Consider the following 14,875-nt stretch of genomic DNA (forward strand, 5'->3'; position numbering starts at 1 on the left):
GCGGTGCGGTGACCTGTGGCGGCGCCTGCCCCGCCTCCGCCCTCCGTGCTCCGTCGGCCCGCCCCGCGCCGCGCGCCCGCCGTGCCCGGTCAGCCGCGCTCGCGCAGATATCCCTCCAGTTCGGCGGCCCCCGCCAGCAGCGCCCGTCCACGGGCGCGGAGCCGGGCGTGCCAGTCGCCCAGAGCGGCTTCCAGCGGGGCGAGGCCGCCGGCGGTGCGGACCTCGGTGATCAGCGGGGCGATCCGTTCCAGCGGATGGCCGCCGCGCCGGAGTTGACGGGTGAGACGGGCGTCCCGTACGGCGGACTCGTCGTAGACGCGGTAGCCGGTGCGGGGGTCGCGGCGCGGGCGGACGAGCCCGGCACGTTCCCAGGCGCGCAGCGTCGCGGGGCGGATGCCGAGGCCGCGCGCCAGGGGGCCGATGAACGTGCCGCCGGGGCCCGTCACCGTATCGGCGCCGGAGTCGGAGCACTCGGCGGAACCGGAGCACTCAGTGGGGCCGAAGGGTTCGTTGGAATCAGAAGGCTCGATGGGATCGGAGAGATCAGAGAGATCGGAGAGATCGGAGTGCCCGATGGGCTCCAGCTCGCGGAGGGCCTGTTCCACCGCCTGGAGGGTGCGGCGGTCGTCGAGGAGTTGGACGTGGCTCCCGTCGATGAGCCGGAACGCCTCGTCCACCGTGCCCTCGTGCACGGCCCGCATGATCGACGCCGCCGTCCGATGGCCGTGGGCCGGTACCAGGGCGAGGAACGCGCGCAGGGCCCGCGCGTGCAGCGGGGCGTAGACCCGGTAGCCGTGAGCGGTGCGCCCGGCGGGCGGAAGGATGCCCTCCTCCTCGTAGTTCCGGACCGCCTGCGTCGACAGACCGTGCTCACGAGCGAGGTCGACCGGCCGGAGCCTCCGTTCACCGCTTTGAAGGTTTTTCCCCATGAACCCTGCCAGCAACCAGGACTATCGTGGAAAAGTCTCCACCGTTTCTTCAACGATACCGTTGAATGCATGGTCACCGACGTCACCGACATCAAGGACACCGCCCACGCCTTCGGGGCCGCCGCCGTCAGAAGACTGCTCCCGGCCCGGCCCCGGGTGCTCGCCCTCGGTGAGCCCACCCATGGCGAGGACACCCTCCTCGAACTCCGCAACGCGCTCTTCCGGCAGCTCGTCGAGGAGGACGGCTATCGGACCATCGCGATCGAGAGCGACTGTCTGATGGGGCTGGTCGTGGACGAGTACGTCGTCTCGGGCCGCGGCTCGCTCGACGCGGTCATGGAACGCGGCTTCAGCCACGGGTTCGGCGCGTCCGCGGCAAACCGTGAGCTGGTGCGCTGGATGCGCGCCCACAACGAGGGCCGTCCCGTCTCCGAACGCGTGCGCTTCGCCGGGTGCGACGGCCCGCTGGAGATCACCGGCGCCGCGAGCCCCCGGCAGGCCCTCACCGCGCTCCACCGCCGGGTCGCGGAACGGGTGGACGCGGAGCTGCTCCCCTGCACGGCGGACAGGCTCGACCGGCTGCTCGGCGCCGACGCCGCGTGGACCGAGGCCGCCGCGATGATGGACCCGGCCCGTTCCGTGGGACGGTCGCCCGAGGCCAGGGAGTTGCGGCTGCTCGCCGACGACCTCGTCGCTCTGCTCGACGAGCAGCCGCCGTACCCGGGCACCGCGGACGCGCGGGGCGTGCAGGGCACCTGGGATGTACAGGACTCGTGGGAGGCAAGGGAGGCGTGGGACCGGACGCGTCTGTACGCGCGCACCGCCGTCGGCCTGCTGCGCTATCACTCCTCGATGGCCGACCCCTCGCCGGGCCGGATGCGGCGGCTGATGGGTCTGCGGGCCCGGACGCTGGCGGACAACCTGCTCGCCCTCGCCGAACGGGGCCCGGTGCTGGCCTTCGCCCACCATCTCCATCTCCAGCGGGGCCCGAGCCGGATGCAGCTGGGCGGGCTGCCGCTGGAGTGGTGGAGCACCGGCGCTCTGATGGATGCCCGGCTGGGGACGGAGTACGGCTTTCTCGCCACGGTCCTCGGCACGCTCCGGCACCGGGGGGTGGACGTCCCGTCGCCGGACACACTCGAAGGGCTGCTGTACACCCTGCCGGAGGACGGCCTCCCGGAGGGCGCCTTCTTCGGGGGCCGCTGCGTCGTCGACGCCCCCGCGCTGGCCGACGCCCTCGGGGACACATCACTCACGCCCCGTGTCTCCCCCTACCACGGCTATATCCCGCTCGACCCCGCCCGTCTCGCCCGTCACGACGGTCTCGTCTTCATCAAGGACGTCCCGAAGAACCCCCAACCGGAGGGCGGGGAAGGGGACTTGGTCTAGACCTGAACGGTCATCGCGGCTACGCTCGCACTTGGTCTGGACCGCACTGCTGGAACGCCGCCCCCACTGCGGCGATCCCCCACTCTCCCCCCACCCAGGAGCGAAGCATGCGCAGGAAGATCACATCGGTTCTCGTCGGTCTCGGCGTACTCGGCGGAACGCTCGTCGCCGCCACCGGCAGCGCGCAGAGCCATGGTTACGCCGACTCCGCCACCAGCCGTCAGCAGCTCTGTGCCACGGGCGCGGTGCGGAACTGCGGTCAGATCCAGTGGGAGCCGGAGAGTGTCGAGGGGCTGAAGGGCTTCCCCTCCGCCGGGCCCGCCGACGGCAGGATCTGCGCCGGTGGCAACGGCCGCTTCTCCGAGCTGGACGACCCGCGCGGCGGCGCCTGGCCCACCACACAGCTCTCGTCCGGCCAGAGCCACACCTTCAGCTGGCGGATCAAGGTCCGCCACGCCACGAGCGACTTCCGCTACTACATCACCAAGGACGGCTACAACCCGGCCAAGCCGCTGACCCGCGCCGACCTGGAGCCGCAGCCCTTCCTCACGGTTCCGTTCGGCGGGGTGCGCCCGGCGGCCGTCGTGACCCACAACGGCACCCTGCCGCAGAAGTCCGGACGCCATCTGATTCTCGGCGTCTGGACGATCGCGGACACGGCGAACGCGTTCTACGCCTGTTCCGACGTCAGGTTCTGACACACCTGACACCCCGTGCGCTCATGCCCGTCCCCTGACACCGGGGCCGGTTCCTGAGCGACCCTCATCCGTCCCGGTACGGCCGCCGCGTCCCGCGCCGTACCGGGACCTTTCGCTGGTGGGGAGAGGGCGCACAGCCATGTGCGGCGGCACGTCCAGCAGCACCCGGCGCAGATCGAGGAGTCGGCGCACGGATGCGTCCAGGAATGACGTGATCGTATAACCGCCCGTTCCGACGGTGGGGTCGGTGGGGTCGCCCGCCGGGTGGCCGCTCCCGGACGACAGGGCGGGCGGCAGGGCAGGTGGAGAGGCGGGCGGAGGAACGAAGGCGTCGGGCAACTGGCGGCGGGCTATGCCCAGATGGGCCCTGCGGAAGCCGATGAACTGGTCGAGGAGCAGCAGGAGTGCCCGGCGCGCTGCGGGCCCGAGCTGCCCGGCGGCCACCCGGTCGGCCACGTTCACCCCGTTCCGGGAGGACTCCCGCCAGACGGTGATCACAGAGCGCGAGGGGTAGGGGAAGCGGGGCAGGGCCTCGTCGAGGAAGCGCTCGTAGGCGGGTCCCGGGCGCAGCAGGGCCAGTTCGAGCAGTTGCACACCGGGCATGAACGAGCCGCTGGCACTGCCGCCCCGACCCGCGTAGCCGTGCAGATGGCGGCGGAAGTAGGCGAAGCTCCGCGTGGGCAGCCGCCGGTAGCGGGTCATATGGGCGCGGAAGTCGGCGAGTCGGCGCGTCGCCTCCGCCAAGACGGCGGGAGCGTGCTCGGGGCTCGGGTCGAGGGCGAGTGAGCGCAGCAGGTCGGCGGCGGCCCTGACATGGGGTTCGGCGCGGTGGTGGCCGAGGTAGAAATCGCGTTCGTGGCGGGCGTCGGGGCCGTCGGAGAAGACGCGGATGCCGTGTCCTGCCTCGTACAGCCGGCAGTTGAGGTCGATCAGCAGCTCATAGCTCAGGTCGGTGTCCAGGGCCGGGTGGCGCCGGGCCTGTTCATGGATCAGCGCGAGCAGCCGTCCGGGGACTGCGGCAGGGGCCCGGCCGGGAGGGGTGTAAGGGGTGTGGCCGCCGAGGAGGAAGAGCAGGTCGAGCTGGTGGGCGGCGGGGCCGTGCGGGTCGTCTCCGGCCCCGGCCCCGGCCCCGGACTCGGACTCGGACTCGGACTCGGCGAGCAGACGGGGGGTGATCTCGTCGAGGAGCGCGGCCTGTTCGTCGAGGAGGACGGTGTAGGGAATGGTGCCGGAGTGCAGGGCACGGAGTCGGCCGGGCAGCCGGTCCCGGACATAGTCGGCGAGCGGGTCGGGGGCCGCCGGGCGGTGGGACGTGTCCGGGTCGGGGGTGAGGGTGAACAGGGGGATGCGATCGGTCATGGGGGCTCCAGGGAGGGAGGGCCGGTGACGGGACCGCCCATGGCAGGGACAGGCGCGGGCGCAGCAGGCGCAGGCGCGGAGGCAGGCACAAGGCCCGGTGTCAGGACGCAGGAGCGGGCAAGACGCAGGAGCAGCAGGGCACAGGAGCGGCAGGACGCAGGATTGTCAGGAGAGCAGGGCGGCCGTCAGAAGTCGTCGCCCTGTCGGCGGTGGCAGGACGTCCGCCGGGCGGAGCCCCTGTCCGCTCCCCCGCCCCGGGTGCCGGAGCCGGAGGGCGTCATCGCGGACGTGGCAGACATGGCGGGCGACACGGCAGACGCGGACAGCGCGTACAGATGCGGTCCGTCCAGATGGCGGACGGTGAGCAGGTCCCGCAGCAGGATGTCCTCCACCGGGTGGGCGAGGGTGACGGCACCGGGATAGCCGGTGTCGTCGACGGTCGGTGTCAGGATGCCGCCGGGCCGCACCCACAGCGTCAGGTCGCGGAAGCTGTCCAGGGCGCGGATCGCGTCGAGCCCCCGGTAGTGGTCGAGCCGTCCCGCCACCGGGCTGACCAGCCCCGCCCAGGCGAACGCGGTCCGCCGCGCGTACGGCCGCCCGGCGCGGGCGTGGAACCGCCCGGGGCGCAGCAGCGCGTCCACGGTCCACTCGATCTGGCCCGCGCCGATGGCCTCCCGCGCGAACAGCGGCAGTCCACCGCCGGACGACCGTATCCCCGCCTCGACCAGGCGCGGCCCGTCGGGCGTCGTCTTGATCTCCAGATGGGCGGGGCCGTGCCGGACCCCGAGGGCGTCCAGGACCCGCCGCCCGTACCGGAACAGCTCCGCGAGCCCGGGGTATCCGCCCGACAGCAGGACATGGCTGACGCACAGATCGCGGTTGCCGTTGGCGCTGACGCGTTCCGTGCGCCAGGCGTCGGTGAGGTGGTGGACGCCGTCGCGGCTGACGGTGTTGAGGACGTACTCCGTCCCGGTCAGATACTCCTGGGCGACGACGCCGCCGTGCGGGTCCTCGGTGGTCAGGCGCAGTTCCCGCAGGGTGCGCAGGGCGGCGGCGGACTGCTCGGGGGTGTCGCAGAAGTGGACGCCCTCGCCCGCCGCACCGCGCAGCGGTTTCAGGACGACCGTCCTGCCGGTCTCCTTGTGCCAGCGGATGAGTTCGGCCTCGGTGCGGACGAGGAGCTGCCGGGTCGTGGGCACCCCGGCGGCCCTGAGCCGTTCGATCTGGAGGTACTTGTCCCGGCGGGCGGCGCTGCGGGCGGTGCCGTTGGCGGTGGGCAGTGCCAGGGCCTCGGCCAGCGCGTCCGCGAGTTCGACGCCGATCTCGCTGCCGGGGATCACCGCGACCGTTCCCGCCCGGCGCAGCCGTGCCACGAGCGCGGGCAGATCGCCGTCGTGGACGAGGTCGTCCGCGTAGGGGAACGGGTCGACGGCATGGCGGAAAACAGCCAGCGGCCGGGGTGTGCTGCGCAGCCGTACGACCCGGGCGCCCGCCGCCGCCAGGGCCTCGGGGAAGCCCCGGGCGGCGGTGTAGGGGTCGACGAGCACGACGGTCCCGCCGCCCCCTCCGCCGTACCCGTCTCCGTCTCCGTACCGGTCTCCGTCTGCGTCGTCTCCGTACCCGTCGTCAGGGATGGAGCCTTCGCCGCCTGGATACTCGCCGGTGTACTCCCACCCGGCCTGCTCGTCCTGCTCGTTCTCCTCCCTCTCCTCCCTGTCCGTGCTTCCTGCTCTGTCCGCTCCGGTGCCGGGCATCGTGACCTCCTGTAGGCCGTACCGGCCGTACCGCTCCCATGGCAGGGACCGGGCGTTCACGCTAGTCGCCGGGGGTCAGGGGAAATTGCCCCTCGGTGCAGAGCACGGTGCTGTCCGTGCACGACGGACGGCCGCGCCCGCGCGGAACGCTGGAACGGGCCGCCACGAAGCAAAGGGCCGCCACGGAACGGATGAAGAACGGCTGAGGGAAAGGTGAGGGAAGGCTGAGAAAACACTGAGATCACTCGGCCCCCTGCCCTATCACCGGTCCCAGGCGCTTCGGTCCTGCTTGCGCCGGGGCACGATGGCGCCGAGCGACGGGGCGTCCCATCACCTGGGGATGCCATCCGCTCTTCATGCCAGCGGACCGGAAGGAGCCGGTGTGCGTAGACAGGACCAACCAGGCGGAACGGCGAGGGCGGCGGCCCGGTGGGGGGTGACGCTGTCGACGGTGCTGGCCCTCGCCATGGGGCTGGCCCCGGGCGGGAGTACGGCGGTCGCGGCGCCCTCCTATGGAACGGGCACGGGAACGGGGACGGGGACGGGCGCCGATACGGAGGTACGGTCCGTCACCCTGGGGGACGGCGGGCGGATCACCACCAGCGCGAACGGCAGGGCCCTCAGCCACGAACCGGCCGAGGGGCGCGCGCAGGGCCCGCTGATGTTACAGACCAGCAGTGCCACGGGCGGCCGTGTCCACGCCCTGTCGCTCGACGCGGCGCGGGACATCACGGCAGGACGGCAGGACGCACGGCGCTACGACATCACCGAGCTGACCGGCAGACAGACCGCCGCGAGCGGCGGCACCACGGCGGCGGAGCGCACAGGCCGGGACCGCACCCCCGAGGCCGCCCCCAAACCGGGCCGCAAACCGGTCACCCACACCCTGACGATCGACTTCATCGGACGGGACGGCGCGCCGAGCCGTGACTTCGCCAGCCGGATACAGGGCTTCTCCGGCGCCGCCACCGGCATCTTCCCACCCGTCGACGCCTCGTCGGGCACTGCCACTCTCCAGGTGCCTCCGGGCCGCTATGGACTGGAGGCCATCCGCCGGGACCACCCCTCGGACCCCAAGGCCGCCACGGACGTACTCATCCAGCCCTGGCTGGAGGTGACCGGCGACACCAGAGTCACCGTGGACGCGCGCACCACCCGGCCGACGCGCCTCACCCCACCGGACCCCCGGGCGACCCATGTGATGAGCGAGCTGAACTACCGGGTGACGGTGGGCGAGCACTACATGGGGTTCGCCATGTCGTCGAGGACAGCCGATATCCGTACGGCGCACATCGGGCCGGAGGTCACGGACGGTTCGCTCACCCAGGCGTGGACCGCGATGTGGGCACAGGGCACCACCGACTACAACCTCGCGCTCGGGGAGGTCGAGTCCCGGCGCCTGGTGACCGGGAAGACCCGGCACTTCACGGACGGCGAGCTGGCCACCGTCCGCACCCGGGCGGGCCTTTCCGGAGCGGACGGCGCACAGGGCGAGATCTCCGCCGTCGGCGTCACGCCGGGGAGGATGTTCCCGATGGTCCCGATACGGGAGCTACCGCTGCCCACCACCCGTACACAGCGGCTGTCGACGGTACCGGGAACCTCTTGGGCGCTGGGTACCAAGCAGCGTCAGGCGCTGCCAGGCAGCCCCCCATGGGCGCGGGAAGCCTCGTACTCCACCCCGCTCAGGGAGTACGCGCCGGGGAGCCACCGGGTCGAGACCTTCAACACCGGGGTGTTCTCGCCGCTGCTCGGGGACGACCGTGACGGAGTGACGCGGGACGGGAACGTCCTCCAGGGCTCCCTGCCGCTGCTCGCGGACGGCGCCGGTCACCGGGGCGGCTCGGCCCTGTCGTCGGCACGGACCACGCTGCACCGCGACGGGGTCCTGATCGGCGAGAACGACGATCCTCTCAGCGGCGCCCCGGGCCGGGGCTTCACCGTGCCGCCGGGGGACGCCTCGTACACCCTGGCCACGTCCGTCACCCGGGACCCGGCGGTGGCGCGGGCGGCCTCCCGGATGGACGCCTCCTGGACGTTCCGCTCCCGGGAGACCACGGCTCCGGAGCGGCTTCCGGTCTCCGTCGCCCGTTTCCACACGCCCGTTGATCTGCGGTCCACCGCCCCGGCCGGGGCCCGGCAGCATGTCGCCGTCGGCCTCCAGGGCCCGGCGGCCCGGCCCGGGAACCTCGCGTCCCTGACGGTGGACGTCTCCTACGACGGGGGCGCGACCTGGAAGTCCACGCCCGTCACGGACCGGCGTTTCCAGGTCGTGAACCCGGCGGCCGGGAAGGGGATCTCCTTCCGGGCCACGTTCACCGACCGGGGCGGCAACAAGGGCACCGTGACGGTCGTCGACGCCTACCACGGCAGGTAGGGACGGCTGGCAGGGGCGGGGCGCCGGGACCGTCACGGTGCGCTGGATCATCCGGCGGCGGTGTGCGGAGCGCTGCGCCCCTGCCCCGACGGACACACGGGCAGCGGCCCCATACGGCCGGTCTCCGGCTCGTGTTCCACGTCGGCGCCCCAGATGAACGGCGGGCAGGTCGCCCCGGCGGCCACCGCGACGGTCACCTCCCGGGACGACGTGGCGGGGATGTCCAGCTCGCAGAGGAGCAGTTCCAGCAGGATGCGGGCGGGCCGGGGCGGGCTGGTGGTGCCGTCCGGGTGGGTGATGCCCGGGAGCGGCGGGAGCAGAAGGCTCCGCTGGTGGTGGCCGCATGCCGGGGACGGGGAGGAGAGTACGGCGTCACCCACCTTCTTCCGGATGCCGAGGGCGGGGACCCCGAAGGTGTGCCGCTTGCTCGTCCCGTTGGTGACCTTCAGGGTGTAGACGGACTTCCCGCCGGAGGCGACCGGTCCGCTGATGTCGAGGCTCAGCCTCGGCGGTTCCGGCTGCGGCGGACGGACCGGTTCGACGTTCGACGTGGCGCTGATGGTGTAGTCCCGCTCCCCGGCGACGTCGTAGTAGCCGATCTCTCCGCCGGGGAAGCGGTCGTGGAAACGGTGGTCGAAGCGGATCGTGGCCTTGATCTCGTAATGCCCCTTGCCCCGGTAGTCCAGCAGTTCACCCAGGTGTCCGCCGCCGATGTCCTGCCCCTCCCGCTTGGCGGTGTAGTGGCCGGTGATGGAGTCGCACTTCACCGATTCCGTGACGAACCAGGAGCCGGTCCTCTTGCAGTTCCCGGAGGCGTCCGCCCACAGATGGTGGCCGTTCGTCCAGAGGCAGAGCCGGAGCAGGGCCCAGCTCCCCTTGTTGCCGGACACGTTCCCGACGGTGCAGTCCACCATGTGCACCGGCAGCGGCGCGGCTGCCGCCGGTGCCGCGCCCGGCGCTCCGAGCGCCGTCGATATCGCCAGGGCCGCCGCCACGGCCATCACTCGCCATCGGGACACACGCATAGTGCTCACTCCTCCGGTCACGCCCGGCGCACGCCCGTCTGTTCAAGGGCCGCCGTCCGGGCCACGCCCAGGGTCGGCCCGCTGTCCGCCGCGTCACCGGAGGAGCCTCGGACGTCCACTCCAACGGGTGAAAAGGGGTGGAAAAGTGTTTCACCGCCGACGTGGTGACGAAGTGGCCCGAGGGGTCCGGGGTGTCAGACGGCGGACCGCGACACCGAGAATGTCGGCGCGTTCCACAAAACCGGTGTGGCGTGAGTCGTGGCTGTGGTCAGTGTTGTCACCGAGGACGATGTAACGGTCCTTGGGTACGGGTCTGCCCGCCTCGCGGGTGAGGGCCGGGCCGAGACCGGCGGGGACCGGGTCGCCGGGGGACGCCGCGACGCGTTTGATCATCCAGCGGCGGGCGGAGAGCGGCGCGCCGGGCTCCGGGACCCCGGGACCCGGCACGTCGGCCGCCGGGCCGTCGGAGGGGCGAGCGTCGGGGAGGAGAGCGCCAAGGGGCGGGGCGCCGGACGGCGGACGGCGTGCCACCACCACGACCCGGCCGGCCATGGGGCCGGGGGCTCGCCGGGACGGGGACAGCCTCCGTATGAGGACCCTGTCGCCGCTCCGGTACGAGGGCTCCATGCTGGCCCCGGCGACGGTGACCACGGCGAAGCGGCGGCGCAGCACCAGCGCCGCCGCGACCGGGAGCGTCGTCGCCACGGCGGCCACGACGGCCATGACGAGGGGGGCACTCATCGGTTTCACCGGTCCGCTCCCATGACCGAGGGGGACGGGCCGGGCGCAGGAAGGACGTCAGGTGGGTCAGGTGCTTCGCCGCGGTACCCCCGGGCCTGGACGGAGAAGAGCCGCGCGTAGGTCCCGTCGGCGCGGATCAGCTCGTCGTGCGTACCCCGTTCCGTGACCCGGCCGTCGTCGAGCACCGCGATCATGTCGGCGTCCCGGAGTGCGCCGAGACGGTGGGAGATGAGCACGCTGGTGCGGCCCGCGCGGTACTCGCGCAGCCGCAGGTGCACCCGGTATTCGGCCTCGGCGTCGAGTCCTGAGCTGGGTTCGTCGAGGATGAGCAGGTCGGCACGGTCGCGGAAGAAGGAGCGGGCGAGGGCGAGGCGCTGCCACTGGCCGCCGGAGAGCACTGTGCCCGCCACCGGTTCCTCCTTCTCCTCCTCGGCGAAGAAGGTCCGGCTGAGCAGGGTGTCGTATCCGTCGGCGAGCCGGGTCACGGTCTCGTGGGCCCCGGCGAGCCGGGCGGCGTGCTCGATCCGGCTGTGGTCCCGCAGCCGTTCCAGGTCTCCGAGTCCGATGTTCTCCCCGGCGGTCAGGTCGTACTCCATGTAGTCCTGGAACGTGGCCCCGATCCGGCGCCGCAGCTCGGCGGGGTCGGCGTCGCGCAGGTCGGTCCCGTCCCACAGGATGCGGCCCCGGGTCGGGTCGTACAGTCGGCAGAGCAGTTTGACGAGGGTCGACTTGCCCGCCCCGTTGAGTCCCACGAGGGCGACGGCACGTCCCGCCGGAATGGTGAGATCCGCCCCGCGCAGCACCCACGGGTGGTCCTCGCTGTAGCGGAACCAGACGTCCCGCAGCTCGATGCCGTGCCGCAGCGGCGGGACGGGCCGGGGGCGGGCGCTGACGGGCAGGTCGTCCGGGGTGGCCCGGACGGTGACGTAGTGGTCGAAGAGCAGCAGGGCCTGGTGCCCGTTGGCGATCTCGTTGGCGATTCCGGCGAGGGCGGCCTGGACGGCGGGCAGGGCCGCGAGCAGCAGGGACACATCGCCGACTCCGACGCCGCCCCCGCCCGCCGTGCGGACCGCCCACAGCAGGCCGAGCCCCGCGACCAGCGCGGCGAGGACTCCGAGGCCGAGTTGCACGGCCAGTTCCTGACGGTCGACGGTCTGTTTCGCGGCGTCGGCCCGGCGGCGTTCGTCGTTCATCCTGCCGCGCAGGAAGCCGCCGATGCCGAAGAGACGGATCTCCTTGGCGGCCTGGGGGCTGGTCAGGAGCTGCCGGTAGAACAGTTCACGGCGTTCGGCGGGACCGATGTCCCAGAACATGGCCGCGCGCCGTCGGCTCATCGCCAGTTCGCCGACGAGGACGGGTACCGCGGACAGCAGGACGGCGGCGGCGAGGACCGGGCTCAGCACGATCAGCGAGCCGAGGAACCCGGACGCGGTGACCACCGCCTGGAGGACGCCCAGCGCGCTGTTGACCGCCTGCGTCGGCATCATGCCGCCCGCCTGCTGGGCGAGGCGCAGCCGGTCGAGGAAGCGTGGGTCCTCGAACCGGCGCAGCCCGGTCAGTCCGTCCACGGACCGGTAGAGGGCGTCCTGCGCGGTGAGCCCGGCGGCCCGTTGCATCTGCGCCCGGATGTACTGGGCGAGTTGCGGAACCGCCGCCGCCGCGACTCCCGAGGCGGCGAGCAGCGCCGCCGGGACGAGCAGCGCGTCCACGCCACCGCCGCCCGCCAGCCGGTCCAGGACCGCCCGGACGGTCCACGCGGCGGCGACGGGCAGGAGTCCCCCGGCGACGGTGAGCAGGACGAGGGCCACGAGGTGCCAGGGCGCGGAGGTGAAGGCGAGCGCGGTCGCCGCGCGCAGGACGCGCAGGAGGCGGCGCGGGCCGGGTGTCTCGTTCGTTCCCTTCGCCACGGGGGCCGCCGTCACGGAAGCAGGGCGGGCGAGGCGGACAGGACCTGCTCCCCCACCGACTCGACGACGAGCTGTCCGCCCGCGCGGCGGACCCGGCACAGCGCGGGGAAGGCACGGACCTTGAACGCCTCGGTCAGCGGTCCGGAGATCCCCTCGTGCACGACCGTCCCGTACGGTGACAGCTCACGGAGCATCAGATCGGTGTCGTCCTCCCCCGGTTCCCCGCCCGCGACCACGGCGAGCACCCCGTTCCCGGGCGCCGCCGCGAGGGCCGCCGCCACCCGGGGCAGTTCCTCGTGACAGGGCGCGCAGCCCGGGTTGAGGAAGGCCACGACGGCCGGTGAGCGCAGGTCGGCGGGGGTCAGGGAACGGCCGTCGACGGTGGTCGCCGCGAAGTCCCCGACGATGGCGCGCGGCGGGAGCATCCCATCGTCGGGAGCCTGATCCCGCAGGGTGCGGGCGCCCTGCTGGGTGCGGAGCCTGCGGATCACCCCCACGGTCAGCAGCAGGTCGAGCAGACAGAGCGCGCCGAGGAGCACGACGGCGGCGATGAGATAGGGCATGGTCACTTCTCCGTTCCGATACGGACGGCGTCCCGCAGCCCCGCGCCGATGTCGTCGAGGACCGTCACGACCACGCCCAGGACGAGACCGGTGCCGACGGCCAGCGCGAGGCCGCCCGGCGCCCCGGGCAGCGAGTCGGAGGCGCCGAGGGCGCCGGTCCCCGCCACGGTGATCAGCAGGGCGTTGCGGACGAGATGGACGGGGCCGAGCCTGCTCTCCGACGCCCCGAAGCACCGGCACCGGCCGCGCACGCCACGCCGCAGCGAGGCCGCGATGGCGACGGTGAACGCGCCGAACAGACCGCCCGCGAGAGCGAACCCGGCGCGGTGCGAAGGGGACGGCGCGAGCAGCAGCACCACGGCCCCCGCCTCCGCCGCGACGACGATCGCCGCCACGGTGCGCGCGGGGCGCGCGGGCAGTTCCGTCAGCTCCCGTACGGAGCCGGTGAACGCGGCGTAGGACTCGGCGTCGCGGATTTTGCTCATGGCGGCGACGGCGAGGACGACCACGAGCAGGGTGCGGCAGGACAGCACGACGATTTCCATGGTCGGCCTTTCGTCGGATGGAGGCAGGGCGTGCTGCCCGTACCGGCAGGGGTACGGGCAGCCCGCGCGCATGGTCGCCCGGCGGGGGCCACGGACACCCCCGCCGGGCGGGATCAGTGGCGGTGGGTCAGCAGCCGCAGTGGCCGTACTCCCAGTACCAGCTGCCGTCGTCGCAGTTGACCCGGTACTGCGTGTAGTTCCGGCGCCCGGCACAGCTGCCGGGAATGCAGCGCGAACCGACCCTGCGGCACGCAACCGCGTGGGCCGTCGCACCCGGGGCCAGCCGGTCCACCAGCTGGTCGGCTAACGCTTGCAGGAGCTTCGTCATGAGCATTCCTTTCGTCGGTCCCACGCGGTCGGATACCACGCGGGAAGAATGAGGTGGGGCAGTGCCGTGCGGCAGCCGATGGGGCTCAGCAGCCGCAGCGGACCCACTGCCACTCCGAGGGAGGGCCGCCGTCGTCGCACACCCATCGGCGCTGCAAAACCCGTCCGTACGGGCCACAGGGCTGGGCCACACACCGCGAGCCCACCAGCTGGCAGTTGACCGCGTGGGCCGTCGCACCCGGGGCCAGCCGCAAGACCAGCCGGTCGGCGAGGCCGTTGAGGATCTTCGTCATGGACGCTCCCTTCGCCGGTCCCGCGCAGTCGACGACTACGCGGGAGGGATGAGGTCCAGGCCCGGGAAATCCGGTACGGACAGCGCCGAGCGGCGGTCCGTGGGCCGGGTGGGCCGGATGACGAAAAGACTGTCCGCCCGGTCTGTCCGGAACAACGGAAAGGCTCCACCCCGGACAGGAATTCCAATGTCCGGGCAGGTCAGAGCAGTGAGAAGAATTCCGTCCGCATGGCCTGCCGGACATCACCCGTTTGTCGGTCGGCGGCGGTCCGGCGGCTTTGGCGGCCGGGGGCACCCATCACATGGTGATGCGGCCCTCGCGCCCCTCCCTCATTCCCTCGAACGGCAGGCTGGTCTCCGTCCCCGTCGGCCGGTCGACGGGGCGTTGCCCGCTCCCGTCGCCGGAGCCGAGCGCCCACACGCCCAGGAACAACAACAGCGCCGTCGCGGCGAGGAGCACCCGGCGCATACGAGTGGCGCGGACGGCGCGTCGGCGCGGGCCGCGCGTGCGGAGGGGTGTGTCGTCGCTCGGCGGAGCCGACGGTGCCGACGGGGCCGACGGGGCCGACGGCTCCTCGGTGAACCGCGCCGCCACCCACGCGAGGGCCGCCAGCCGGTCGCGGGCCCGCAGCCACTCCTCGGCCTCCGCGCCCCGCCCGCAGGCGTGGACGAACGCGGCGAGCGTCTCCTCCCGGGGCAGCGACTTACGCTGCAAGGCATCGGCGAGGGTGCTGCGGGCGAGCACATCGCCCCGGGCCGCCGCCCTCTCCTCCAGTTGCCGGTAGGTCAGCCCGGAACGCTCCTTGAGCTGCCGCAGGAGTGCCACGAACTCCACCGGGTCGCGCGCTTCCTGTGGTTGCGGGTCCCCCGAATACGTCATGGACAGCAGCTTCACCGGATATTCACCAGAAATACAAGATAAATCCCGCCAATCTCACCGCCTGTAGCCAGCCACCCCTTACCCGTCAG

14 protein-coding genes are annotated in these 14,875 nt (G+C 72.7%); 3 read left to right on the plus strand and 11 right to left on the minus strand.

Annotation, left to right across the window (positions count from 1 at the left end):
• Positions 1-89: 89 nt before the first annotated feature.
• A complete protein-coding gene (locus CRV15_RS37590; RefSeq protein ID WP_003953202.1) occupies positions 90-929 on the minus strand; it encodes a TioE family transcriptional regulator in 840 nt (279 codons plus the stop codon).
• A 69-nt stretch (positions 930-998) separates the two neighbouring features.
• Between CRV15_RS37590 and CRV15_RS31680 the strand changes: the two genes are divergently transcribed.
• Positions 999-2,318, plus strand: a complete 1,320-nt coding sequence (locus CRV15_RS31680; protein WP_003963271.1) for an erythromycin esterase family protein — start codon at positions 999-1,001, stop codon at positions 2,316-2,318.
• A 107-nt stretch (positions 2,319-2,425) separates the two neighbouring features.
• Positions 2,426-3,016: a lytic polysaccharide monooxygenase auxiliary activity family 9 protein gene (locus CRV15_RS31685; protein ID WP_003953200.1), complete on the plus strand. Its 591-nt coding sequence runs from the start codon at positions 2,426-2,428 to the stop codon at positions 3,014-3,016.
• Positions 3,017-3,037: 21 nt separating this feature from the next.
• On the opposite strand, the gene CRV15_RS31690 is transcribed toward CRV15_RS31685, so the two are convergent.
• Both CRV15_RS31690 and CRV15_RS31695 read right to left on the minus strand, forming a co-directional pair.
• Entirely contained in the window at positions 3,038-4,375 is a 1,338-nt protein-coding gene (locus CRV15_RS31690) for a hypothetical protein (RefSeq protein WP_003953199.1), read from the minus strand.
• A gap of 185 nt (positions 4,376-4,560) precedes the next feature.
• A complete protein-coding gene (locus tag CRV15_RS31695; RefSeq protein WP_003953198.1) occupies positions 4,561-6,129 on the minus strand; it encodes an ATP-grasp domain-containing protein in 1,569 nt (522 codons plus the stop codon).
• A gap of 382 nt (positions 6,130-6,511) precedes the next feature.
• Between CRV15_RS31695 and CRV15_RS31700 the strand changes: the two genes are divergently transcribed.
• Positions 6,512-8,506, plus strand: a complete 1,995-nt coding sequence (locus tag CRV15_RS31700; RefSeq protein ID WP_129555073.1) for a 1,4-dihydropyridine esterase — start codon at positions 6,512-6,514, stop codon at positions 8,504-8,506.
• Positions 8,507-8,553: 47 nt separating this feature from the next.
• Here the strand turns inward: CRV15_RS31700 and CRV15_RS31705 are convergent, their stop codons facing one another.
• From CRV15_RS31705 to CRV15_RS31735, 8 genes are all read right to left on the minus strand, one after another.
• On the minus strand, positions 8,554-9,531 hold the full coding sequence (locus CRV15_RS31705) for a hypothetical protein (RefSeq protein ID WP_003963273.1): 978 nt from the start codon (positions 9,529-9,531) through the stop codon (positions 8,554-8,556).
• 150 nt (positions 9,532-9,681) lie between these two features.
• Positions 9,682-10,272, minus strand: a complete 591-nt coding sequence (locus tag CRV15_RS31710) for a S26 family signal peptidase (protein ID WP_003953195.1) — start codon at positions 10,270-10,272, stop codon at positions 9,682-9,684.
• Positions 10,273-10,277: 5 nt separating this feature from the next.
• Positions 10,278-12,179 (minus strand): ABC transporter ATP-binding protein, encoded by a 1,902-nt coding sequence (locus CRV15_RS31715; protein WP_009999282.1) that lies wholly within the window; start codon positions 12,177-12,179, stop codon positions 10,278-10,280.
• Positions 12,180-12,190: 11 nt separating this feature from the next.
• Complete coding sequence (locus CRV15_RS31720; protein ID WP_003953193.1) at positions 12,191-12,742, minus strand: thioredoxin domain-containing protein; 552 nt, start codon at positions 12,740-12,742, stop codon at positions 12,191-12,193.
• Between the two features lie 2 nt (positions 12,743-12,744).
• Positions 12,745-13,287, minus strand: coding sequence for a MauE/DoxX family redox-associated membrane protein (locus tag CRV15_RS31725; RefSeq protein ID WP_009999283.1), 543 nt, complete (start codon positions 13,285-13,287; stop codon positions 12,745-12,747).
• 127 nt (positions 13,288-13,414) lie between these two features.
• Complete coding sequence (locus tag CRV15_RS37180) at positions 13,415-13,615, minus strand: hypothetical protein (RefSeq protein WP_009999284.1); 201 nt, start codon at positions 13,613-13,615, stop codon at positions 13,415-13,417.
• A gap of 85 nt (positions 13,616-13,700) precedes the next feature.
• Positions 13,701-13,907, minus strand: coding sequence for a hypothetical protein (locus tag CRV15_RS31730; protein ID WP_003953191.1), 207 nt, complete (start codon positions 13,905-13,907; stop codon positions 13,701-13,703).
• A 297-nt stretch (positions 13,908-14,204) separates the two neighbouring features.
• Positions 14,205-14,786, minus strand: a complete 582-nt coding sequence (locus CRV15_RS31735; RefSeq protein ID WP_230864309.1) for a helix-turn-helix domain-containing protein — start codon at positions 14,784-14,786, stop codon at positions 14,205-14,207.
• Positions 14,787-14,875: the final 89 nt, after the last annotated feature.

Origin of the sequence: Streptomyces clavuligerus, assembly GCF_005519465.1 — a bacterium.
GTDB lineage: Bacteria > Actinomycetota > Actinomycetes > Streptomycetales > Streptomycetaceae > Streptomyces > Streptomyces clavuligerus.